Origin of the sequence: Methanolacinia petrolearia DSM 11571, from assembly GCF_000147875.1 — an archaeon.
GTDB lineage: Archaea > Halobacteriota > Methanomicrobia > Methanomicrobiales > Methanomicrobiaceae > Methanolacinia > Methanolacinia petrolearia.
Map to the genome: position 1 here is coordinate 476544 of NC_014507.1, position 21827 is coordinate 498370.

At 47.6% G+C, this 21827-nt stretch carries 26 protein-coding genes; 6 read left to right on the top strand and 20 right to left on the bottom strand.

Annotation, left to right across the window (positions count from 1 at the left end):
• Positions 1–186: 186 nt before the first annotated feature.
• The 4 genes from MPET_RS02390 to MPET_RS14360 form a co-directional block, all read right to left on the bottom strand.
• Positions 187–1020 (bottom strand): hypothetical protein, encoded by an 834-nt coding sequence (locus MPET_RS02390; RefSeq protein WP_148222176.1) that lies wholly within the window; start codon positions 1018–1020, stop codon positions 187–189.
• The gene (locus MPET_RS02395; protein ID WP_013328424.1) at positions 1013–2050 is read right to left on the bottom strand and encodes a hypothetical protein; all 1038 of its coding nucleotides are present in this window, start codon (positions 2048–2050) and stop codon (positions 1013–1015) included. Before MPET_RS02395 ends, MPET_RS02390 begins: the two co-directional genes overlap by 8 nt.
• Before the next feature lie 81 nt (positions 2051–2131).
• On the bottom strand, positions 2132–2290 hold the full coding sequence (locus MPET_RS15260; RefSeq protein WP_187287577.1) for a hypothetical protein: 159 nt from the start codon (positions 2288–2290) through the stop codon (positions 2132–2134).
• Positions 2291–2328: 38 nt separating this feature from the next.
• Complete coding sequence (locus MPET_RS14360) at positions 2329–4134, bottom strand: AAA family ATPase (RefSeq protein WP_013328425.1); 1806 nt, start codon at positions 4132–4134, stop codon at positions 2329–2331.
• Positions 4135–4226: 92 nt separating this feature from the next.
• Here MPET_RS14360 and MPET_RS02405 point away from each other — a divergent pair, with 92 nt between their 5' ends.
• Complete coding sequence (locus tag MPET_RS02405) at positions 4227–4997, top strand: SAM-dependent methyltransferase (protein WP_013328426.1); 771 nt, start codon at positions 4227–4229, stop codon at positions 4995–4997.
• 26 nt (positions 4998–5023) lie between these two features.
• Here MPET_RS02405 and MPET_RS02410 read toward each other — a convergent pair whose 3' ends face one another.
• Positions 5024–7975, bottom strand: coding sequence for a hypothetical protein (locus MPET_RS02410; protein WP_013328427.1), 2952 nt, complete (start codon positions 7973–7975; stop codon positions 5024–5026).
• Positions 7972–8277, bottom strand: coding sequence for a hypothetical protein (locus MPET_RS02415; RefSeq protein WP_225353843.1), 306 nt, complete (start codon positions 8275–8277; stop codon positions 7972–7974). The genes MPET_RS02410 and MPET_RS02415 overlap by 4 nt, the downstream gene beginning before the upstream one ends.
• A gap of 558 nt (positions 8278–8835) precedes the next feature.
• Here MPET_RS02415 and MPET_RS02420 point away from each other — a divergent pair.
• Together MPET_RS02420 and MPET_RS02425 are read left to right on the top strand one after the other, a co-directional pair.
• Positions 8836–9072, top strand: a complete 237-nt coding sequence (locus MPET_RS02420; RefSeq protein WP_013328429.1) for a type II toxin-antitoxin system HicB family antitoxin — start codon at positions 8836–8838, stop codon at positions 9070–9072.
• The gene (locus tag MPET_RS02425) at positions 9069–9287 is read left to right on the top strand and encodes a type II toxin-antitoxin system HicA family toxin (RefSeq protein ID WP_013328430.1); all 219 of its coding nucleotides are present in this window, start codon (positions 9069–9071) and stop codon (positions 9285–9287) included. The genes MPET_RS02420 and MPET_RS02425 overlap by 4 nt, the downstream gene beginning before the upstream one ends.
• 54 nt (positions 9288–9341) lie before the next feature.
• On the opposite strand, the gene MPET_RS02430 is transcribed toward MPET_RS02425, so the two are convergent.
• Positions 9342–10193, bottom strand: coding sequence for a hypothetical protein (locus MPET_RS02430; RefSeq protein ID WP_013328431.1), 852 nt, complete (start codon positions 10191–10193; stop codon positions 9342–9344).
• Positions 10194–10326: 133 nt separating this feature from the next.
• Here MPET_RS02430 and MPET_RS02435 point away from each other — a divergent pair, with 133 nt between their 5' ends.
• Together MPET_RS02435 and MPET_RS02440 are read left to right on the top strand one after the other, a co-directional pair.
• Positions 10327–10746: an ester cyclase gene (locus tag MPET_RS02435; RefSeq protein WP_013328432.1), complete on the top strand. Its 420-nt coding sequence runs from the start codon at positions 10327–10329 to the stop codon at positions 10744–10746.
• A gap of 53 nt (positions 10747–10799) precedes the next feature.
• Positions 10800–11201: a hypothetical protein gene (locus tag MPET_RS02440; protein ID WP_013328433.1), complete on the top strand. Its 402-nt coding sequence runs from the start codon at positions 10800–10802 to the stop codon at positions 11199–11201.
• A 137-nt stretch (positions 11202–11338) separates the two neighbouring features.
• On the opposite strand, the gene MPET_RS02445 is transcribed toward MPET_RS02440, so the two are convergent.
• Positions 11339–11587 carry a hypothetical protein gene (locus tag MPET_RS02445; protein WP_013328434.1) on the bottom strand — a complete coding sequence of 83 codons (249 nt, stop codon included), beginning with the start codon at positions 11585–11587 and terminating at the stop codon, positions 11339–11341.
• Positions 11588–11712: 125 nt separating this feature from the next.
• Positions 11713–12294, bottom strand: a complete 582-nt coding sequence (locus MPET_RS02450; protein ID WP_013328435.1) for a nitroreductase family protein — start codon at positions 12292–12294, stop codon at positions 11713–11715.
• Positions 12295–12396: 102 nt separating this feature from the next.
• Between MPET_RS02450 and MPET_RS02455 the strand changes: the two genes are divergently transcribed.
• Complete coding sequence (locus tag MPET_RS02455) at positions 12397–12891, top strand: VOC family protein (protein ID WP_013328436.1); 495 nt, start codon at positions 12397–12399, stop codon at positions 12889–12891.
• Between the two features lie 18 nt (positions 12892–12909).
• On the opposite strand, the gene MPET_RS02460 is transcribed toward MPET_RS02455, so the two are convergent.
• The 11 genes from MPET_RS02460 to MPET_RS02510 all read right to left on the bottom strand — a co-directional run bounded on the left by MPET_RS02460 (position 12910) and on the right by MPET_RS02510 (position 21794).
• Positions 12910–13233: a hypothetical protein gene (locus MPET_RS02460; RefSeq protein WP_013328437.1), complete on the bottom strand. Its 324-nt coding sequence runs from the start codon at positions 13231–13233 to the stop codon at positions 12910–12912.
• A gap of 1 nt (position 13234) precedes the next feature.
• Positions 13235–13900 carry a DUF4956 domain-containing protein gene (locus tag MPET_RS02465; protein WP_013328438.1) on the bottom strand — a complete coding sequence of 222 codons (666 nt, stop codon included), beginning with the start codon at positions 13898–13900 and terminating at the stop codon, positions 13235–13237.
• Positions 13894–14790, bottom strand: coding sequence for a polyphosphate polymerase domain-containing protein (locus MPET_RS02470; protein WP_225353844.1), 897 nt, complete (start codon positions 14788–14790; stop codon positions 13894–13896). Before MPET_RS02470 ends, MPET_RS02465 begins: the two co-directional genes overlap by 7 nt.
• A gap of 275 nt (positions 14791–15065) precedes the next feature.
• The gene (locus tag MPET_RS02475; protein ID WP_013328440.1) at positions 15066–15815 is read right to left on the bottom strand and encodes an ABC transporter permease; all 750 of its coding nucleotides are present in this window, start codon (positions 15813–15815) and stop codon (positions 15066–15068) included.
• Between the two features lies 1 nt (position 15816).
• Positions 15817–16800 carry a daunorubicin resistance protein DrrA family ABC transporter ATP-binding protein gene (locus MPET_RS02480; protein WP_013328441.1) on the bottom strand — a complete coding sequence of 328 codons (984 nt, stop codon included), beginning with the start codon at positions 16798–16800 and terminating at the stop codon, positions 15817–15819.
• The gene (locus tag MPET_RS02485; RefSeq protein WP_013328442.1) at positions 16781–17317 is read right to left on the bottom strand and encodes a PadR family transcriptional regulator; all 537 of its coding nucleotides are present in this window, start codon (positions 17315–17317) and stop codon (positions 16781–16783) included. Before MPET_RS02485 ends, MPET_RS02480 begins: the two co-directional genes overlap by 20 nt.
• A 241-nt stretch (positions 17318–17558) precedes the next feature.
• A complete protein-coding gene (locus MPET_RS02490) occupies positions 17559–18413 on the bottom strand; it encodes a cache domain-containing protein (protein ID WP_013328443.1) in 855 nt (284 codons plus the stop codon).
• Positions 18414–18473: 60 nt separating this feature from the next.
• Entirely contained in the window at positions 18474–19208 is a 735-nt protein-coding gene (locus MPET_RS15645) for a CatB-related O-acetyltransferase (RefSeq protein ID WP_013328444.1), read from the bottom strand.
• Between the two features lie 101 nt (positions 19209–19309).
• Positions 19310–19975 (bottom strand): hypothetical protein, encoded by a 666-nt coding sequence (locus MPET_RS02500; protein WP_013328445.1) that lies wholly within the window; start codon positions 19973–19975, stop codon positions 19310–19312.
• A complete protein-coding gene (locus tag MPET_RS02505; protein ID WP_013328446.1) occupies positions 19972–21153 on the bottom strand; it encodes an inorganic phosphate transporter in 1182 nt (393 codons plus the stop codon). The genes MPET_RS02500 and MPET_RS02505 overlap by 4 nt, the downstream gene beginning before the upstream one ends.
• Positions 21154–21164: 11 nt before the next feature.
• Positions 21165–21794: a DUF47 domain-containing protein gene (locus MPET_RS02510; RefSeq protein ID WP_013328447.1), complete on the bottom strand. Its 630-nt coding sequence runs from the start codon at positions 21792–21794 to the stop codon at positions 21165–21167.
• Positions 21795–21827 lie beyond the last annotated feature (33 nt).

The window sequence follows — 21827 nt, forward strand, 5'->3', positions numbered from 1 at the left end:
TCCGGAAGAAGTTTCATTAAGCATCTCCCGTGTCTGTATGTGTATTCCGAGATCAGGAACGGGTGATAAAATTTGCATAGATCGTGGAGACTGGTATATCGGATCTCGTCGGATGACGAGGGCCGCATCACCCTGGGAATGGGGCCGGGGAGATTTTGAAGGTTTTGTGAAATTTTCAGTTCAAAATTAAAAATTGGAAAGATTCGATTGTTCGCTTGATGCCCATTCTTCGATCCTGCTTTCAATATATTCCCTTCTTTGAACAGATTTTACAGAATCTGTCGTTGAAATGTATTTCCCGGAATCAAGTTTAATATAGCCTTTTAGAAACCTTCCGATAAGTAACTCCATTTCAATCTCAATTTTCTTTGCCAGATCTTTTTTTTGTTTTTCTCCGGTTTTTTCAGATATTCGTTCAAGGCTTAGCTCTACCATCTGCCTTGAAGTTAATCCCTCAGATCCCGGTTTAAAAAGCATCATTACAATATCTGAAATTCCTCTTCTGATTTCCAGTTTTTTTGACTCCGGAACCAACGTTATCGGTATGGCCGGTAATTTCGATAAATCATCACCCTTTGATGTAGTTAAAGCATCGATTAATGCAGAATAATCTAATAAATTTAATTTGCAGACTTCTAATTTCTCTTTGACAATTATTTGACAGCATTCTTTATCGTCTATATACTCAATCCTGCTTGTAAGGATTTCAGGAGTTGTTTTGTGAGGTTTAAGTCCGTAAATACTGAGATTTCTCCCTTCAAGATCTTTGTATTTTAAAATTTGATCGCATTTTGACTTGTCTGAATTATTTGTTAATTCGATTATCAACCATGAATTATCATTACTTGCGACAATATCCGGATTATAGTCGGTTTCTTCATAATTATTTCTTAAAAAAGGTTCAATTTGGTAGTTATAATTACATTTATGAAAGGGACCTTCAAATTTGGGCCGGTTTAATTTCCTAAAGAGTTGTAAAGTATTTCTCCAAAGAACCAGTCTTCTATCGATTTCAGGCAAATATTTCAACTCCATCGTAAAATATGGATGTATATCCTGCGTTATCTTCTCCTTGTAATGTTGCTATTCTGGGTACAGCATTAATACATCCCTTTCCCGGTACAGTTATATATGCATAATCTTCACCAATGTCGATTAATAATCTGTCCCAATTGTGAAGATCAACGCCTTTGAATCGTTTGAAGTCATCTTTTGACTCGGTTTCGGTCAACCAGAGCCTCATTTGACCTTTGCCCTTTTTTACAGTTTTTGAAAAGGAACTCAAATCGACTTTTTGTTCGAAATTTAACTCAAAAGCACCGATTTTATCATCACGAAGTTTAGACGCATCTATTAGTTCATCTTCATATTTATTGGCAATTTCAGATATTTCGATAAGGGTTTCGTCAACATCTTCCGCCCGGTTTATGGTAATTTTTCCTTCGCTGTACATCTCCATTGAGATCTTTGTATCTCCATTTGAGATCTTTTTCCATCTTGTGCTATGGATAGCTAATTTATCAGATGCTTCTTCGATTATTTTATCCAGACCTTCAATTTGTTTATTCCCATACCATGCTTTTAAGCTGAACTGTCCGCCTTCATCCTCTTCTGCAAGCCCGTCGAGGTACTTCAATCCAATTCCCTTTTGAATCCAGTTGGATTTGTTTTTCTTATAATGGAGATATCCTCTTGAAAGCCAACATCTGTCAAGTCCGATATTGTTCTCTACCAATTTTTCGATGAAAAGATCTGATTCTTTTGCATTTTCTATATTATACAATGTCCAGACTCTTTCTCCGGCTGTATTGATGAATACCGAGTTATTATAATCTTTTGAATCCAGAATGTACCAACCGTCCGATGAAAGTTTTCTCCAGGTTCCAAACGGTGGCCTGAAATTATTCAGATCCTTTTCATTACTCTCAATGAGATATGCTTTCAATTGCGGTTTCGTATATTTTTTATACTTGGATAATGTTTCCTCATTATCATCGAAACCCGCTTGTATTAGTTCTTTAACACCATTGAGGTCATGAATTTTCGGCATATCAATCACATTTTATTTTTCATAGGGATATTTTGTTTAATTATTCCATAAAGGACGTTGTTATTCCCATTTATCTAATTGTTATATTATATTTTTTACTTCACCCCCCTTCAAATCCTCTCTCAAAAGTCTCGCGAAACATCTCTCGCAGATGGTCGGTCCGGGCTCTTTTGATACGAAGACTGCCCTGCCCTTACCACCGTAGAGATCGTATTTTCCCGGATGTCTTCTCGTCTGCACGAAGTCCCGGTTGGCTGAAGCTTCAGAGTATAAAATTATTAAAGTGTGACTTCCTTCAGGTCGTCTAAAATTATCGTTGACAAATCTTCTTCAGACGGATTTTCTTCCATAGCAAGCCTGTCGGACATATTCAGGTATGCCCGTTCGAAGAAATTACGTACATCACGGCCGTTTGCGAAATCCGCTCCTTTTGTTTTGCATCTCTTTTCAAAGAAGGCCCTGGCATAAACCCGGCTCTCATCGGACAGGGCCATTCCGTTTTTGCGGCATCGCATATCGAGCATCTCCATCAGTTCTTCCGGGGAATAATCCTCGAAATTAATAAATTTATTAAAACGGGAGCGAAGACCCGGGTTCGACTGTAAAAATTCATTCATCAGATCGGGATACCCTGCGACTATCACCAGGAGATCGTTACGGTTGTCTTCCATCGCCTTCAACAGGGTGGCAATTGCTTCGTCCCCGAAATCGTTTCCTTCTTTGGATGTCAGCGTGTAGGCTTCATCTATAAACAACACACCGCCCAGGGCACTCTGTACGACCTCCTGGACTTTCAGTGCCGTCTGGCCTACGTATCCTGCAACCAGGTCGGCCCGGTCCACTTCAACAAGATGACCTTTGGAAAGGACTCCGAGTTTGTGATAGATTTCAGAGACCAGCCGTGCGACAGTGGTTTTGCCTGTCCCGGGATTTCCCGAAAAGACCATGTGAAGGGAGAGCTCGGGCTGTTTCAGGCCCTTCTTCTCCCGCAGGTTTCTGATCTTTACTATGTTTATTTGCGAGTTCACGTCTTTTTTTACTGAAGAAAGACCTGTCAGTTCGTTGAGTTCTTCAAGGAGGTCTTCCAGTGATCTTCCACCTTTTTCGCCGTTGAGATCCTTCAGCATGTCGTTAAGACTGTTTTTACTGTTGTCTTTTTTTGGTTTTACGGGTTCTGGCGGGGATTTGTCCTCAAACAGTTCCCTGAATTCGTCGGTCGATTCAATATCGGGATTATAACGGAGTGCTTCTTTATATGCCTCTCTGCATTCATCTTCGGGTGCATCGATCTCTTTTAGAGCGAGATACCGGTAGTACCACAGGAGTGCGTTCAGGTCGTCCGTTTCTTCATCCTCCGGTAAAATCAGAGGTGCATTGTCTACAATGTCATGGTATCTTCCAAGATTGAAATTACAGAGAACAAGTGAGGTTTTTGCAGCAAAATATTCGGCTGATTCGTCGTCGCAGAGTTCAAGTAATGTATGAGCAGCTTCAATCGCTTCCTCCGCTCTTTCCATTTCCATCAGGACAAGAATTTTTCCCTGCCATGCGCCGGGTCTTTCCCAGTCCCTCTCGATTGCTTCTTCGTAGAATTCGAGAGCCCGGGAATAATCTTCAAGCTTATAGTGGACATTGCCGATCTCTTCGCGGAATGCCGCCTGGTATTCTTCCGGAGACGAATTTAATCCGTCCGTGAGTCTTTTCAGGGCGAGTCGGTATTTTTCGGAGAGTGCCAGTAATCTTCCACGGGACAGATCGAGTATTGCAGTAACCCCTGCTTCCTGGTCTGAAAAATCGTAGTCGAACGTGTCGTCCCAGGAGAAGAAAGCTTCGTAGTAGGATTCTACCTCATCTAAAAATTCTTCGATATAGTCGGGGTCGTCATCATAGAGTTCGAAGATCTCATCTATTGCAGGTCCCAGGTGTTCTACGGATTCATCGTAAATTCCTATGGAGGATTCATATTTCGATTCGGCTTTCTCCTCTTTTCCCGATTCGTATGAACTTTTTACGCCAGCCAGTTTATTGTTAAGATTTTCGAGTTCTTCGAGAAGTTCATCGGATAGAACCTGTTCTTCGCCCATATTATTACCATTCACACGGGGCACTATTAAATTTATTAAACCCTGCCGGATTATATGATAAAAAAGTGACTTGATATTGGAGATATTAGCATATGGCAGGATTCGAATATAAAAAATCATCAAAATATACGGATTACGATACGATATATGCACAGTGCAGCGGTCCGGGCGGACTTCAGCTTGCCGAGTTCATGGCGGAAAAAATGGGTGTTGCGCCTGGTAAGAAGCTGCTCGATGTCGGCTGCAACCGCGGGTGGCAGACCTGTTTTCTTGCGAAGGAGTACGGGATCTTCGCGGTAGGGATTGATCCATGGGACGACCGGGAGGAGGGAGACCCGATGGTGGAGCATCTCCGCAGGAATTCGGTCCTCTGGGGAGTGGAGGATTCCGTTCTCGGGATAAAGGCGGGAGTGCCGGATACAGGTTTTGCCTCGAAATCGTTCGATTATGTATATTCGACGACGGCTCTTGAGATGGTCCGGGTTTCGCAGGGAATCGAAGGTTACATGGAGGCATTAAAGGAGATTTACCGGGTGCTGAAACCGGGAGGGGTATTCGGCGTCGGCGAACCGATGCATCTCGGCGTTCCGGTTCCCGAAGATCTCGAACCTTATGTCTCGCAGGACGAGTACTCGTGGAAGGTGTGTTTCCGGAGCCTCGACGAGACGACGGAACTGATTGAAGAGGCGGGATTTAGGATCACAGAGTCTGCCTATGTCCCGGATGCGTGGGACTGGTGGACGGCGTTCGCCCGGCACGATCCCTTCTGCAAAGAGGACCCGGCTGGCGACCCGAAGACGCTGGAGGTCGACGGGGGGAGATGGACGAGTTTCGGGTACGTGATCGGGATGAAGGGTGAGTGACCAAAACATTCCCGGATCTTAAATCCTTATGAAGATTGATTGCCTCTCTCCCGCAGGAGTCTCCCGAAACATCTCTCGCAAATACTCATCTTCAGCTCATCCGAAGAAAAAACCGCCTTCCCCATCCCGCAGAGATCACACTTCCCGAGCTCCTTTTCCGTTCTCACAAAATCGCGATGATCGAGAACGCCCTGGAGAGGAAGAGTCGAGCCTCTTGCATCAACTGGCGACACATCACCCGGTACATTTGTAACTTTGCACACATTTACAACCGGTTGCGAAATGTTTTTGCAAACTAAAGAATTATTATCTGCTGCTGTTTCTTCATTTCCCGGCATATCCGGGTATTCTTTTTCTATGTTTGCAAAATTACCACGCGTACACACACACTTCTGAATAGGTATAGGCCGATTATTCATCTCCTGTGCCCCGGGATTTTTGTGCAAACAACTGTTTACAGGGAGGTGATCTCCATCATCCGTGCAATTTTCAGTAAAAGAACCGTCCTCCGTCCCTGTCTTAGTTTGCAAATTTGTTTTGCAAACCGTGTGCAAAGATTGTGCAAAGTTGCAAACAGAAGATGACTCCGGAGGAGCATCTTCCCCCGGACCGCCGTCATCATCACCGGGACCGTTGTCGTTCTCCTCCTCATCGAGCCAGACCGGGGTTCTGCGATTCCATTCCTGGTAAATCTCGTAATCGAATGAGAACTGGTTCTCACGCCGCCGGACCATATAGCCGTCGACCTCCTGCGAAACCGTTGCGTCGATAAAGCCGATTGCAGGACATTTTTCCAGGAGACCCGAATAAGAATAATCACCTCTCGAATAACCCTGGAAGATCCTCCTCGCCTGGTGATACGAGATCCCCATAACGTCCTGGAGCATCTTAATCGTAACAGTCTCCCAACCCATCTTGCAGATGACATCCAGGGCGTCCGCCTCGTTCTTCGTCAGTTTCGTCTCCTGGCTTCCCGAATCTCCGTTGATCGCCGCATAGATCCTTACGGCCGCATTAAAATCGTCAACCGTCGCCCGGATTGCTGCAATATTTTCCACGGAATTACCATCCTCGTCCACCGGCGTGAACCTCTCCCTCTGTTCTTTGAAAAGAAGGGCGTGGCACTTGACGAGATCGAAGAAGATCGCCGGGTTCCTCCGGTTTGCAGAAGATGAAAACTGCACCCTCTCCGCGAACGGAATCGAGACATAAGTCGTCTCCTCCTTCAGCATCGTCCAGATGCAGCGGCATATGCCGACTTCGGCCGGCTCCCCGACGACTATTATTTCCCGTGCCTCGCATCTCTTCAGGTTGTCGAGAACCCTGTGATCCTGTTCCGATGTGTCGTCGATCCAGACCGTGAGCATCCGGTTCAGCACCTGGTCGTCGCCTATGGACTCGACCTTCGCCACCCACCAGATGCACCGCTCCGGGATATTATAGATCCTGAGCTGCCTGTCGGTTGTAAGCGTCTGGTACTCGATCTTTTCACGAAAGTTCGTGGTCGCGGATTTCAGGATCTCGCAGACATCTTCCGAGAGGTGTGAGTCGTCGAAGAGGAAGACGGTCTCCGGTTTAAGATCCCTGTTATAGTAGAGCGCCTTGTCGCTCACCTTCCCCCTGAGCCTGTAGTCTTCGGGGACGAGTTTCATCATGGCCCTGCACGCAACGGATTTTCCTTTCCCGGACTTCCCGGATACGAATACATGGAGGCCGTTTGTGTTCATGACCGACTGGGAGGCGATCGACATTAACAGGCATTCGGCCAGTGTTTCGTCGCCGACGTGGAATTTCGAGAAGGTGTCGAGCATGAATTTAACCGGGTCTCCGTTTTTGAGGATCCCGGCGGCCTTCTCCCGGGTCTTTTCAGGGAATGAATTTCCCCCGCGGCGGATTGTCTTTTCGGTTTTGTCCGTGTTCTCGTTTTGTCTTCCGGCATTTCTCTCCTTTCGGCCGGATTTGATCTCGTACATCGCCCGGAGTTCGCTCCATCTTTGTTTCCCTCCGCCGCAGGAATTGTGGTGGCATCCGGCATAGATCGCACCGTTTGAAAACTGGATGGCGAAGGCCCCGTCCTTATGGGCGGAAGAGAACGGGCATTCTTCGAGGACGTAGAGTGTTCCTCCCTGCCAGGGCCTTTCGTTTGCGACTGCGATCCCGTGGTCGGAGAGCCATTCGGAGAGGTCGATCTTTTTGTCGCCGCTCTTGGCCTGCGGTTTTTCATCGTCTTTGGGAAGGAGGTCTGCGAGTTTCCGGAGCGTGTCCGCCCCGGCGATCTGGGTCTCCTCAGGTGTATCGATGATCCGGGATATCCTGTGTGGCCGATCGGGTGTGTCGTCGCCTTTTCGGGAAACCGTTCCGTAGAGTTTCCAGATCCGGGCGGCGTTGTAGTTGGCCGTATCGACCGTTACCGAATCGTCGGAGAAGAGGGCGTCGAGTGTGGTGAGGCAGTCTTTGACAAGGGCGGTTGTGTCGTCGTCGTTGGGGAGGTCGACTGCATATAGTATATGTGCACCGTTGCCGGAGTCGGCGAGGATCGGGCGGGGGAAGCCGAGTGTCTGAAGGAAGCGGGCGATCTTTTTTGCTTTCGTTATGGCGGCCTGGTGCTCTTCTTCGGTGGATGAAACACCGCTTGGACGGACGGGGTCGAGGTCGACGGGGAGCCACTTCCGGCGGTTGATGTCGGCGTCGGCGGTTGTTGCGTCTTTTCGCCCGAGTTTCATCTTGATCCTGTTGGCCCTCCGGGAGAGGAGTGCGGGATTGACCTGGTTGAGGGTTACGTATACGCCGGATACGTCGGAGAGGCGGGAGATCTTTTCGGCTTTTTCAGCGAGGGTTTCGGAATTGTCGAAGTACCCGCTGTGAATGTTGTAATCGGAGATGGCCCGGAGTTCGACGACTCCTCCGCCGGGGAAGAGGAGGGAGAGGGCTTTTTCGATCTCTTTTTTCGTCGCTGCGGCGTCCTTCTCAGGATTCATGGGTTTCTTCCTCCTTTTGCGGATGTGATCATGCTGATGGAGTAGTTGTGGCCGCGGGTTCTTCTCACGTCTATTCCTATGATGCTTTCGCCGAGCTCACGGATTTCTTTCGAGAGTGCCTGCGGGATTAGGTAGAGGGGGACGGGGTCGGCCGTTTTGCTTATCTTCCTGAAGGTAGAATTCCTGTTGGCAGTTCTCAGGCAGCATGTGGTGGTACACGGTTTGTTCCGGGGGCTGCCGTTTTCCTTTTCGGACTTTTTGTAGCAGCACACGAAGGTTTTTCGTTTGTTTGTTTCTTTCATCTTAATCATCGGGTGCGATTTCATGCACCTGGTAAGGGTAGGGAGGGGAGTTGTTATAAAATTAAATCGGAATTTGGGGAGATAATTGAAAATTAGATTTAATAGTGGGGGATTTTTTTGAATTTTCAGGAATTTATTTGGGCATAAGCCCCTGACGGGGCAACCCAATGCTCAGTTCGCTACGCGAACTTTCGCAAAGATGATAACCCGGCCTGGACACTACCCTCCGGGTAGTCTCGGCCGGGGGAGAGATCTATTGGAAAACGGAAAGTAAGTTATAAACAGTGGCTAAAAATATTCACGGAGCAGGAGGGACACTCGCCTGTCCCGACTGCGACCTATCGCCGTGAGAGGGAGGGTCATAGGGAGGGGGAATCGTCCCCCTCCCTTCCCTGTATGATTTGAATTTTTTCAGGAATTTATTTGGGCGTAAGCCCCGGACGGGGAGAAAAATTTTGGAAAACGTAAAATAAGTTGTGGGGGGTGGCCAGGGATCATTCCGGTTTTAGTGATAATAATTTATACCCCCGTGCCGATAATTTAAACAGGGTGCCTGTAATGGAGAAAAATTATAATTTCAGGATTATGCTCAGGAAAGAGCCGGAAGGAGGGTATACGGCTTATGTTCCTTCACTTCCCGGATGCGTTACATATGGCGATACGATAGACGAAGCCGTAGATCTGGTCCGGGAGGCGGTTGAACTCTATATCGAGAGCCTTATCGAGCATAACGAACCTGTTCCTTCGGACGACGAGGTTCTTGAATACAATCTCCAGATCAAAGCACAGGCATGAAGCTTCCGAACCTGAACCCGGACAGAGTTATAAAAATTCTTGAAAGCCGGGGTTTTGTTCTTGACAGGGTAAAAGGGAGCCACCACATATACATACACCCTGAAACCAGGCAGAGGGTTGTTATTCCGGTTCATAAAAAAGATCTTCCGAAAGGAACCCTGATGGAGATCCTCAGGCAGGCGGGAATAAAGAAGGAAGATTTGGAGAAAGAATAGTTTCTTGGAATCTTTTCTGGCTGCCAAAAAAAGATTTTATCAATTTTAATATGATCAATCATCTTCTTCATAAAGGAGACTAAATTCTCCATTATCACATTCAATAATGAGATGATCCTCTTCTTCAAGGAATTTTTGACAGAAAAAATTGTGATATTTTGCAAGCCAGATATATTTTTCTTTCACACTTGCATCCGATGCAATTTGGATATTATTTTCGATATTTTCTTTGTGTTTACTCATTAATTCTATAGAGTCGGGCACATTTCTGTATATTGGAAATTCTAAAACATCTTCAGGAATTTGGTCAATACAATTATCTATGTAATCGTTTATAACCTGCAAATAATTTAAAAAATACTTACCTTCACGATCTTGGCATATATATGATGATATATTTTCATGTCCCGGCCAATTATGATCATGATAATATCTAACAATTTGTATTAACGAGTCTGTAAGGCAGATCCTTGGATATTTCGCAGTTTTCTCGCATTTAACAACTTCCAAAATCCCTGGTCCAAAAGCAATTGTTTCATCAAAATATGCAAAGTTTATTGTGGCACATCCACGAATAAAATATCCATTTTGCGCTAAATTAAATTGATATGAAGCTAAATCATCTAAAGAATGTCCTATTTCTCCACGTCCATCATGGAAATGTCTACCTGAAGTTGAACTAAGAGGAACATTTATAAAAACACTATCTGAGAAAAAATTTATATTTCTTCCATCCAGGTGCGAACTTGATTCGTTTAAGTAATTCTGGGGTTCAATTAAATTTGTTCTAATTTTAGCTAATTCTTCTGATAATTGATCATAGTCATTATTACAATTCTTTATCATCTCAGAATATCCTAAAATGTCCACAAAGGCAGTGAAACAAGTTTTAATCTGATCTTCCATAAAATCAATCCTTTAATTCAATAATCTATTCTCTAACTATTTATTCAAAACTTTTTCAACCATCTCTCTCCCCAAAACTTCTTCTCCTCCCAAACCAATCTCCCCAAAAGAAAAAGCAAAAGAGATGAAAAAAATGAGCGATGCCGATGCAAACAGGGAGAAAATAAAAATACTCTTCGAGCGGGTCCTCAACGGGGGCAACGACGACTACCTGGACGAACTGATAGCGGCGGATTATATCGAGCACAATCCCGTTCCCGGACAGGAGCCCGGTGCGGAAGGAGTAAAGATCAAGCTGAAAGATCTTCGTGCGGCATTTCCCGACATCCGTTTCTTCCCGGCGGAGACTGTAGCCGAAGGCGATCTCGTGGCCGTCCGTTACCACTGGGAGGCCACCCACAACGGGCCGTTCATGGGCCTCGCCCCGACGGGAAAGAAAGTATCCGTCAACGGGATGGACTTCTACAGGTTCAAAAACGGAAAACTCGCCGAACACTGGGACTGTGCCGACATGCTCGGCCTTATGGTGCAGCTAAAGGTCTTCAGAGTCTAACGCCGTTCTTCATCCACAAACCGTAATATCAAAAAAATCGATTTACTGGTAATATGTCCCTTCCGAAATCACGATATTCAAGAGCAGTCCTCGGGGGGATCGTCACATGGCTCGTCCCGTTCCTCGTATCGCTGTTATTCTACAATCAAAACGGCCTTACGATCGATGTCTTCCTCTTCAAGTCGATAATGATCGTCGTCGGGGCGATCGTCGGAGCCCTGATGATCGTCTGGTACTTCAGGCCCGAAACGGAAAACTTCCTCCGGGCCGGAATAATCTTCGGTGCAACAGCCCTCGCAGTCAACTGGGTGCTCGACCTCGTCGTCCTCTGCGGAATGCTCGGCGAAGACCCGCTCTCGTGGTTCGCCGGTGTCGGGGTCAGGTACCTCGTCATCCCCGTCATGAGTATCACCGTCGGTTACATCGCTGAAGAAAAAGCCGGGGTCAACCCCTGAATAATATTTATTTTAAATCCGGATGCATTGAACACAGTAATCGGCATTCAGGTATTCAATAGTATTATCCGAGAGAAAAGGCCCGATAATCGTGGATTTTCCTGAACCGTTCGGTCCGGCAAAAAGGAAAAAATCTTTCATCGGTGTTTTGAACTGCGATTTTTATATGTCCTTCGGGCAGCCTTCATCAAAATTTCATCCGTGTCTTCGAAAGAGGGAATAAATCCTTTTTCACTCCACTTTGTTCCGGTCGAGATCTTTTTGCTTTCAGGTGACATCCTGGCATAGATCTCCTCTCTTTCGGAGACTCCTGCATGTACACAGATCCATCTCTTTTTTGCCCGTTCGTCTGAATTTTTATCTCCAGGTGATCTGATGTCACTCATTGCTGCAACCTTAATTAGTAGATGTTCCTTTTCTTAAATAATATATTTGCCTGTCAATTTTCTGTGCAATTAACAATATGCAGGCATTTGTCTCTGTCAAAATACCGGATCTCAACAAGAGATCTCTATTTTATCCAGTTTACAGACGGTTCCGGTCTAGCAGGCATCTCCGGGTTTTCCGCAGGGTACCCGAGGACGAGGGAGGCGACGAGGTGGTATTCGTCCGGGATTCCAAGCTCTTCAACAAGCCCCGGATTCTTTTCAAGATGTCTCGCCGAGCCGATCCAGCATGTGCCGAGACCAAGCGAATGTGCGGCGAGCATGATATTCTGTGCACAAAGCGAACAGTCTACATCCGATATGGGAGCATCATTTTTACCAAGTATCAGGAGAAGAGACGGGGCGTTGTAGAAGATCGAAAATCTCTCCTCGCCCACCATATCAAGATATCTCTGTGTCATCCCGACCCTTTTTGCATTCTTAAGCTCAGCGAGAATTTGCGGTTTTACATATTCGGAGACCCTCTTCATCATCCCCCTATCCTTTACGACGATAAAACTCCACGGAAAAAGGGCGAGGGCCGAAGGTGCATGTATCCCCATGTCGATCAGCATCTCGATCAGTTCATCCGGAACAACCCTGTCCGAATAATTCCTGATGCTTCTCCTTCCCATAATCGCACGGGTCACTTCGTTCTCATCGTTCATGATAATCAGTCCTTATACACGCTTATGTATTTAAACAATCTGGCAGATTCACTTTCTTCTCCTGCGGATCTTTATTATATTGAGCGGAGACAATTCAGGATCATGAATGAAAATAAACCATTCTCATATCATTCGACCGTTCTGTTCGTGGAAGATGTGGAGAGATCGAAGAAGTTCTATACTGAAGTAATGGGCGAGGAGATCGAACTCGATCTCGGGAAAAATGTAGGATTCAAAAACGGCCTTGCCATCTGGGAAGGGGAATACGGCCGTAATGTAATATTCGGGGATCCTTCCGGTGGAGATTATTCATCGAAGAAGATGCTGGAGATCTACTACGAGACCGAAGACATGGCAGAGACCTATGAGATCCTGAAATCCGCCGGGGTCGAATTCGTTCACGAAGTAGTCGAACAACCCTGGCGGCAGCTCACCGTAAGGTTCCTCGATCCCGACGGGCACATGATAGAGGTCGGCGAGAGAATGGACGTCTGCATAGGGAGACTTGCGGCCTCGGGGGAAACACCTGAGATGATCGCAGAATCAACGATGATGCCTGCCGAAATAGTGAATGCAATCCTGGCGAATAGAGATTAGATCAAAAAATAGTTGATTTCAGGATGATTCTTCGGGCGGGGTTCCGTCAGGCATCTCGCCTTCGGGCATCTCTCCGCCGCCCATGCCGCCATCGGGCGGAGTCATGTTTCCGTCACCTGCGGGCATCGTCATGTTGCCGTCGGGGGGAGTCATATTACCTCCTTCGGGCATGGTCATATTGCCGTCACCTGCAGGCATATCTCCCATGTCCCCGGAACCGGTTTCCTGTGCTGTGTCTGTATTCGTATCTGTGCCGGATGATTCAGATGTGCATCCGCTTATAAAAATGCATGCCAGTAAGATTGAAATTGCAATCAGAAAAAATAATGATTTGTTCTTCATTTTATTCCTCTTTCGGTTTATCCCCGGTATTCTCCGGGTTCCCTTCTATATTTTCGGAAATGCTGTCCATAACTTCTACCGGATCTGCCGTATAGTAGATTTTAAGCTGGGCAACGTCACGAAGGAAGTCGATACTCCGGATGTCGACATCCCTGACGTTAAGTCCGGTACGAATCCTTAAATCATCAATCAGTTCGTTCTCATGTCCTGCTTTTACAAGGTCTATCTTTTCATAGACCACCTCCTTCTGCATGACCTCTCTCTTAAATCCCCATCCGTTCTCGAGGATCCAGACGACTACGATCATCAGTACATCTATGACCAGGAGTTTTGCATACTCCCCCGAGTCGAACAGGATGGAGTTTAAGATCGGAAGCGCCACCATGATGAAGAGATATGTCATCTCCCTGATGGGGACGGTCTCGGTCCTGTACCTCAGGATCGAGAAGAGGGCGAACAGCCCGAATCCCGCCCCTATCGAGAGCTCTATACTCGTGAAAAGCCCGATTATGAAGTACACGACCGCGTTGAACGCAAGGAACGTGAATATAAAGTTCTTCTCGCCTTTCTTAGGGTAATAGATCAACCTGACGATTATGAACGCCACTATAAAGTTGATCAGGAATCCCAGTACAAACAAAACTTCGGTATTACTCAGACTCAGCAAATCGCTTCACTCCCGGATATCCTGGAAAGGAAGAGAAGATTCGGCTTGAACCTGTTGTGCTTGAGGTGGCTGTAGATCAGTGATACCCCTATGCAGTACTTCGAAAAACTTCTCTCCCGTATTCCAAGCGTCCTGATATAGGTCAGGGCCTTTGAACTGGTGATGCTCTTGTCCATCTTGACTTCCCCTATCACGACGGCGGGGAACGAGTAGACCTTTTCACTGTTTTTGAATGTGAGATCGAAATCCAGTGTTATCCTCTCGTTCATCTTCTTCGAGACAAGGGTGACCCGCTTATACTCCACGGATATGACAGGATGGAACTCGTGGTAGTCAAACGGGAATGACATCCTGAGGAACCTGTCGTACTCCTCTTCGCTCATCTCCGAGGATTCGGAGATCTCGATGCGGTTTTTGACCGTGACCCCGGTGTTCTTCTTCTCCTTGACCTCGATATAGTACTCATCGGAGGAGAGGTAGTGCCTGGCCCTGAGCTTATAGCGGTTGGCCTTGCCGTTGTGGTGCTGGTGGTAGCTCGTGAACGAATCATCGTCATAGTATTCTGTTTCGTAGCCGCTCATCTTGCACTCGTCTACATCGAGTATCATGTAGTCCCCGTCGAGGCCCGATATAAGCTCAAGGCACTGGTCGAATGTCATGAGGTATTTCGATTCCTTCCTCGACATGAGCGAGGCATCCGAGTTCTTCAGCTCTTCAAGCGTGATCTGCTCGTATCCTTCTATTGCGGATGAGATCTTCCCGTTTAAAATATTGGCCTCATCGTCTGTTTTTCTATATGTATCCATATCATTCCGGTTCATCAATATCGAACCCCTTGTATTCATATCGTATCCGCAGTGACCTCCTCTCTGGAGGATCTGTGCTGTCATTGTATACATTGTTTGACTCAATGTTAAATATACTTTACTCTATGTAAACTAATTGCTCCGTGAAACCTGAAAAAATATAGATAACCAGTATATTATGTATTTCTGGGTATTTTGACTGAAAACGGATTATATACGCAGCAATGGCCTGTCAGGGTTTTAATTTGGGGACATGGCAAAAAAGACATGGGCGTGGGCGGGAGGGGAAACAGATCGTCCGTTGAATTTTTTTGCCTGTGGATTTTGCTAAAAAATTGTTTTTGTTTTCTTTATTTTTTTTAGACCGAAGTCTTCCTGAACAGATATGCCCCGACCAGTATCATTGCAACGGAGAACGCGGCGAGCACGATAAGGCAGACCAGGGGATTGATCTGCGATGCCCCTGTCAGGCCGTATCTGATTCCTTCCACTCCGTACGTCAGGGGATCGAACAGAGTCAGCGATTTGAATGCCGAAGGAAGACTGTCGATCGGAAACATAGCTCCCGAAAGCCCGAAGATGGGAAATATCAGGAAACTCATTATCAGCTGGAATCCGTTCATGTCCTCCATTCTCGATGCGATCGCTATGCCGAGCGAGGTGAACGCTATTCCGATCAGGATCATGAATCCCGCGGCAATGAGAAGCCCGGTGATTCCGGGAAAGCTGAGGCCGACGAGAAACGAGATCAGGAGGATTATCGTTCCCTGGATGATTGCGGTGGTCGCTCCCCCGAATGTCTGGCCGAGCATGATCTCGGTTCTCGTCACCGGTGCTACGAGCGTCTCCTTCAGGAAACCGAACTGCTTGTCCCAGATGATCTGTATCCCTGCGAATATCGACGTGAACAGGACACCCATCGCCACGATTCCCGGGGCGAGGAAGACGATGTAGTTTTCGCCTGTATTGGGTATGACGACGACCGAGTTCAGGCCGAATCCCATGAAAACGAGAAGGAAGAGAGGCATTCCGAGACTTCCTACGATGCGGCTCTTAGATCGTATGTATCTCTTGACACTCCGGAGCCAGATAGTATATATTACGTCCATATCAGTGCCTCCTCATATTATGCATCATTCTCATATGGTCCTTCGAATCCAACTCTGCGTCGCGGATTGTTTTTCCCGTATAGTGGAGGAAGACGTCTTCGAGTGTCGGTTTGTGGACCGAGACCGATGAGATTTCGATGCCGTTGTCCAGGAGAGCACTGATTACTGCGGTCAGGTGCTCCTCCGCGTTTGAAAGACTGATTGTAAAAAAACCGTCATAGCATGAGATGTTTTCAATCCAGGGCTGGTTCAGGCCCGAGATTTTTTCATTGAAATCCGGTGATTTTACTGTGATGATATCGCCTCCTATACTGTTCTTGAGGTTTTCGGGTGTGTCGAGTGCGATGATTCGTCCCTGATCTATGATCCCGATCCTGTCGCACAGCCTGTCCGCCTCCTCCATGTAGTGGGTAGTGATGATTACGGAGATCCCGAATTCCCGGTTCAGGTTCTCGATATACTCCCAGAGATAATTCCTCGTCTGCGGGTCGAGGCCGAGTGTCGGTTCGTCGAGGAAGAGAACCTTCGGCCTGTGCAGAAGACCTCTTGCAATCTCGAGCCTCCTTCTCATGCCCCCGGAGAATGTCTTTACAAGATCGTCTTTTCTCTCGTAGAGACCTACAAGCTCAAGAAGCTCTTTTATCCTCTTGTCGCGTGTTTCACCGGGAATCCTGTACAGCCTCCCGTGGAAATCCATGTTCTCCCAGGCGGTCAGTTCTTCGTCGAGGCTCTGGTCCTGGAATACTATGCCTATGGATTTCCTGACACCGTCTTCGTCGTCGGCGGTATCATGCCCGTTTACTATCGCCTTTCCCGAAGTGGCATCGGCCATCGTCGCGAGGATGGATATGGTCGTGGATTTCCCTGCCCCGTTCGGACCCAGGAGGCCGAAGATCTCGTTTTCATCTATATCGAACGATATATTGTCGACCGCAGTAAAATCTCCGAACTTCTTCGTAAGGTTTTCAACTGTTACCGCTTTCATTTCCTTTCAGCCTCTTTAGCTCCTCAAGACATTTTCCGGTTATCGATGCGGCTTCTTCCTCCTTTTCAGGGGGGATCTCATCGAGTACCTGGTGGATTTCATACAGAAACTCTCCGGCTTTCCCGAAGTTACCGCCAAAGATGTCGGCCATAATCCGCCTGAAAACGTGCATCCTTTTTCCGGCTTCTTTTCTGTGTTTTATCATTCTTTCCAGGAGATCCCTGCCGTCTTCCGTGATCTCGTAGATATTCTTCGAACGTGACCCGGTATCCGAGACCACGATGAGACCACCCTCCTCCATCTTCTTCAGCAACGGATAAAGCATCCCCTTGCTCGGAACCCATATGCCGTCGGTCTTCTCCGAGGTCTCCTTTATGAGATCGTAGCCGGTCTTCGGTTCGACTGTCAGGGAATGCAGGACGTAGAGTTTCATGATCCCGCCGGTCCTGTGGCTTCTGCCGTTTTCGAATTTCATATGCCTGTGAAATCCGGGCATTTCAAAGTCGTCTTCTTTCATGATTTCCAATCCTTGTACTGATCAGAATTATGGTTCTGTTAAGGACCGTTCTTTTTAGCACAGTTCTAATTAGTACCATTGCACATGTGGTTATATAACCCTTGCCTGCACCGGGCCGTGACAAACCGAAGATCATGAAAAAAGAAGCCAGGAATTTTTCGTTGAAATCTACCGGCGCATTTCGGATGTGAAATCTCCCGGAAAAAGAAAAGAAGTGAAAGCCCCCCTGAACAACTATTGATTATTCTTCACCGGTATTTTTGATAACCATGATTCTCCATTCGTTTCCGCCTGTATCCACAGTGCTCCAGAAAGCCTTCTTGACGATTTCATCCTTCGTCCCTGTGGCGTAATAGCTGTATTCGCAGCTTCCGGACCAGTCTTTGACAACCTTTTCGGCCGCTTCGATGATTCCGGGGAAATCCTCGTAGGCGGGATTGTTGAAGGTCTGCTGTCCTGCTTCGGATTCATCGGGATCGTAGAGTATCAGTCCGTCGGTCTGGAGAACCATGACCTCGAAGCCCGATTCCTCTTTCAGTTCTGCCGCATATTTGCTGAAAAAGGTCTCGGGGACGAAGGTGATGCTTATGAACCCCTGGTAGCTGTCGCCGGAAAAAACCGGGTAATAGACTGCCGCCGCATATCCGCCCTGCTTCAGTTCGAAGAGATCAGTCAGGAGCGGGGTTTTGTTTTCATTCATCCGGACTACGGAATCCTGGTATTCCAGCGAATCACCGACATTAATTCCACCGGATTCGGGAGAGATAGCGTTCAGGACGCCGTCGCTTCCGATGTATGCAATTGTGAGAATGTAGTCTTTACCAGAGGCGGCTTCAGAGATCTTTTCCTGCAGATCGGCAGTTCCGACAGATCCTGCACAAATCCGTGCCCGGGAAAAGAGATCGTCCAATCCGCTGTATGTTTCTCCCTGCAGCTCCGAAAGCGATGACTGCATGAGTGAATCAGAATCGGAATCATCCGCTGTTTGTGCGGCTTCACATGCCGGACATATTTCCGAGGTTGATGTGCACCCGGAAGAGAGGAGAACCGCCATTGCGATAAATGCAACGAACAAAATTGAACAGGCATTTTTCATAATAATATGAATATACCCGATTTCTGGTAAAAAAATGTTGTATTGGATTCCGGGAGAAAATTAGTAATTCTCCCCGATATATTTACAGAATTTTTCTATATCGGTAAAGAGTCCGGCATGCTCGCTGATCCATTCGATATCCCTGTCCCACCACCTGAAATCTTTCAGGAGTTCGATCTGTTCCTCTTCGAACCTGTATTTGATCACCCGTGCCGGAACGCCGGCCACGATCGCATAATCCGGGACATCCTTTGTGACGACGGCTCCCGCCCCTATTATCGCACCGTCGCCGATCGAAATCCCGTCGAGGATCGAGCATCCTGCACCGATCCATACATCGTTTCCTATTGTAACGGGCAGACTCTCCTGGAATATTGTCTCATCGGTAAACGAAGCGAGAGCTCCGGGATTCCATTTCGAGTAGAATGCTGGATGCATCGCGACAAATGTGTGCGACGGGTGGAACCCGTAGCAGATTCTGTTGTGGAGTGCGATCGAGCAGAATTTTCCGACCTTCGTATTGTGCATCCCCGACCAGGTGTATGTATAGTCTCCGATCTCCGATGACGTGATCCCTATTCCGGGGTGGACGACGACGTTTTCACCGAGTATGCAGTCTGGGGAGATGGTCGCACCTTCGAATATTATTGCCCCGGGGTGCTGCTTCATCAGTTCGTAATCGAGTTTTTTTCCTTCGTGATAAACGGCATACTGCCCTATGAATCCGTCTTTAAGGGCGTCGCCCGTGAATGCGAACCGTTCGTCTGATAAGTAGTCTTCAACTGATCTTTTCATGAAATCCTTCCGTTTCCTGTAAAATGCATAATCGCAATTTTTCTGTAATCTTACTCCCGCCGCGAGGTTAAAACATTATAGTATGGAGTTTGAAAATGTGTTCAGTCGTATATTCCATGCGGGAGGGGAAGCCTTGCATGGTCGTCGTTTAACAGGGGATCGAATTCCAGGGCTCCGCCGTAGACAGCCGAAATTCCTGCCATCAGTCTGGCCGAATATTCATTGTCTTTCACCCAGGTGCCGTTCTCAACTTTTATAATTATGTAATAAGGCGGAGCGCTGCTGCCGTCCCTGAAGTATTTGATCCCGGTGTAACCTGTGACGATGTTACTGTCGAGCTCCTCCCTGATCTCGGGTATTGTATCCGCACCTTCCGCCAGTGCCTCCTCCAGGACCATAGCGGTATCGCGCCCGTAATATTCATACATGGTATCTTCGCTGAGACCGCCGGGATATTCAATCCCGTAGACGCCTTCGGCATATGAGCCTGCGTTCTCCGTAAAGAGATCGTTTGCGGAAGATTCTGAGAGAATTATCTTTGTATCCCGGCTGTATTCCCTTATGGTTTTTACAGCCTCCGAACCGTTTACGGGTGAACCGGTCCAGACTGCGATCTCCGGTGCGCCTTGCGGATCTCCTCCCGTATCCCTGACGAGATATTCGATCCCGCTTCCGCTCTCATTCGTTTCGGCCATGATACCGGAGAGGATATTATTTCCTTCCTTTTCATATTCTCCTGAAAGCGGCAGCAATATGCCTGCGTTCATCCGAACACCGCCATTATGAGCAGCATGACAACATAAGACAATGCCATTGAAGCAGGAATGGTCACGAACCAGGCGGTGACGATCTCGCGGGATGCGGACCAGTTTACGGCAGCCCGGCCCCTTGTGGCGCCTGCGCCCATTATCGAGCCGCTTATCGCGTGGGTCGTCGAGACGGGAACACCGAATGCAGTCATCAGCGAGAGAATCATCGCTCCCCCGGTTGATGCCGCGAAGCCCTGGTACTGGCTGATATGCGTTATCTTGTTTGCCATTTTGTCGATCACATTGCATCCGCCGATCATGGTCCCCATTGCGATTGCAAGACATGACGATACGATAACCCAGAGCGGCACTTCGAAGGTGCTCAAAACACCTGCTGCAAGAAGGACCGACGTTATGATACCCATTGCGTTCTGGGCGTCGTTTGCCCCGTGGCTGATTGCGAGGGCAGCGGCGGAGAGCACATGGAGCGGTTTCATCGTGGAATTTATCCGGCCCCTGTTCACTTTTCTGTTCAGGATCAGGGCCATTACGACAATCAGGGTATAGGCGGTTATGAATCCGATTGCAGGTGAGACGACTATGAATATCAGCACTGCAAGTATCCCCGAGATCGGCAGGGTCCCCGTTACCATAAGAACGGGCACCACCAGGCATGCACCTGCGGCAAAGAATACGAGCGGCATTATTCCGGGCTCTTTCTTCTTAATTTTTGCAAATATGAGCAGTATTACGGCCCCGCAGATCCCGCCGGCCGCCATATATATTGCCAGCGAGACGATTGTCGCAGGGGAAGGCCAGAGGACGCTTCCCAGACCTGCATATGCAACCGCCGCACCCATCATTCCCCCGATCAGGGCGTGGCTGCTCGATATCGGGATTCCGTATCTTGTCGACAGCAGGACCCACAGGACCGCCGTAAAGGCGGCGGAGAAGAGGACGTAACAGTTGAGAACGCTGCCTTCGAGAATTCCGACACCTATTGTCTCCGCGATTGCCGTTCCGAAGATGAAAGGGCCGATGAAGTTCATAGAGCCGGCGAGCAGAACGGCGTGAAGCGGAGATATGGTGCGGGTTCCGATTACGGTTGCGATCGAATTTGCGGCATCATTCATTCCGTTGACGAAGTTGAAAAAAAGAGCGAAAACTATCGTCACGAAAAATAATATGGCTTCCATGTGACCCGGTGTTATACCTGCCTGACCGCTATATCGTATATCGCTCCCGTCCTGTCCTCGCAGAGGCTTGCAAGGTCGCAGACCCTGCCGTAGATCTTCCCGTATTTTATGATATTCAGGGGTTCATTGGTATAGATCCTGTGTGTTGCCCGGGCGTTCAGCAGGTAGACCTCTTTTTCGATCTCTTTTACGGTCATGTAATGGGGCAGTATGTCCTTCGGTTTGCCCTTTTCCTTAAGATGAGCGAATGCCGATTCCATCTCCGCCATTGATCTTTTGAGGAGTGAAACCGCTTCTTCCATGTCCGGGGTGGTTTCGCAGTCCTTTCCGAATATGTAGATGTGGGTCGAGGCGTCTACGAGCAGGTGAATCATCGATTTGATGTCGTTTACCATCTCGTTGATCTCCACAGGATCGATTGGGGTGATAAAGGCAGTCTCGAGCAGCTCTTTTATCTCCTGCAGCCTCTTCTCGGTCCTGTGCTCGACTTCGCGCATCTCTTTGTGCATCGTTTCGAGGTCACTCATCTCGTGCACGCCGGAGGAAAGAAGGTTTATGCCGCTGTTTACATCTTCCATCATAAGGGATATGGAGTCATAGAATTTGTCGTCCTTTGGGACCAGCCAGTCAAAGAAAGTCATATTATCAGCTATTTTATACAAAAACCGGCGGGA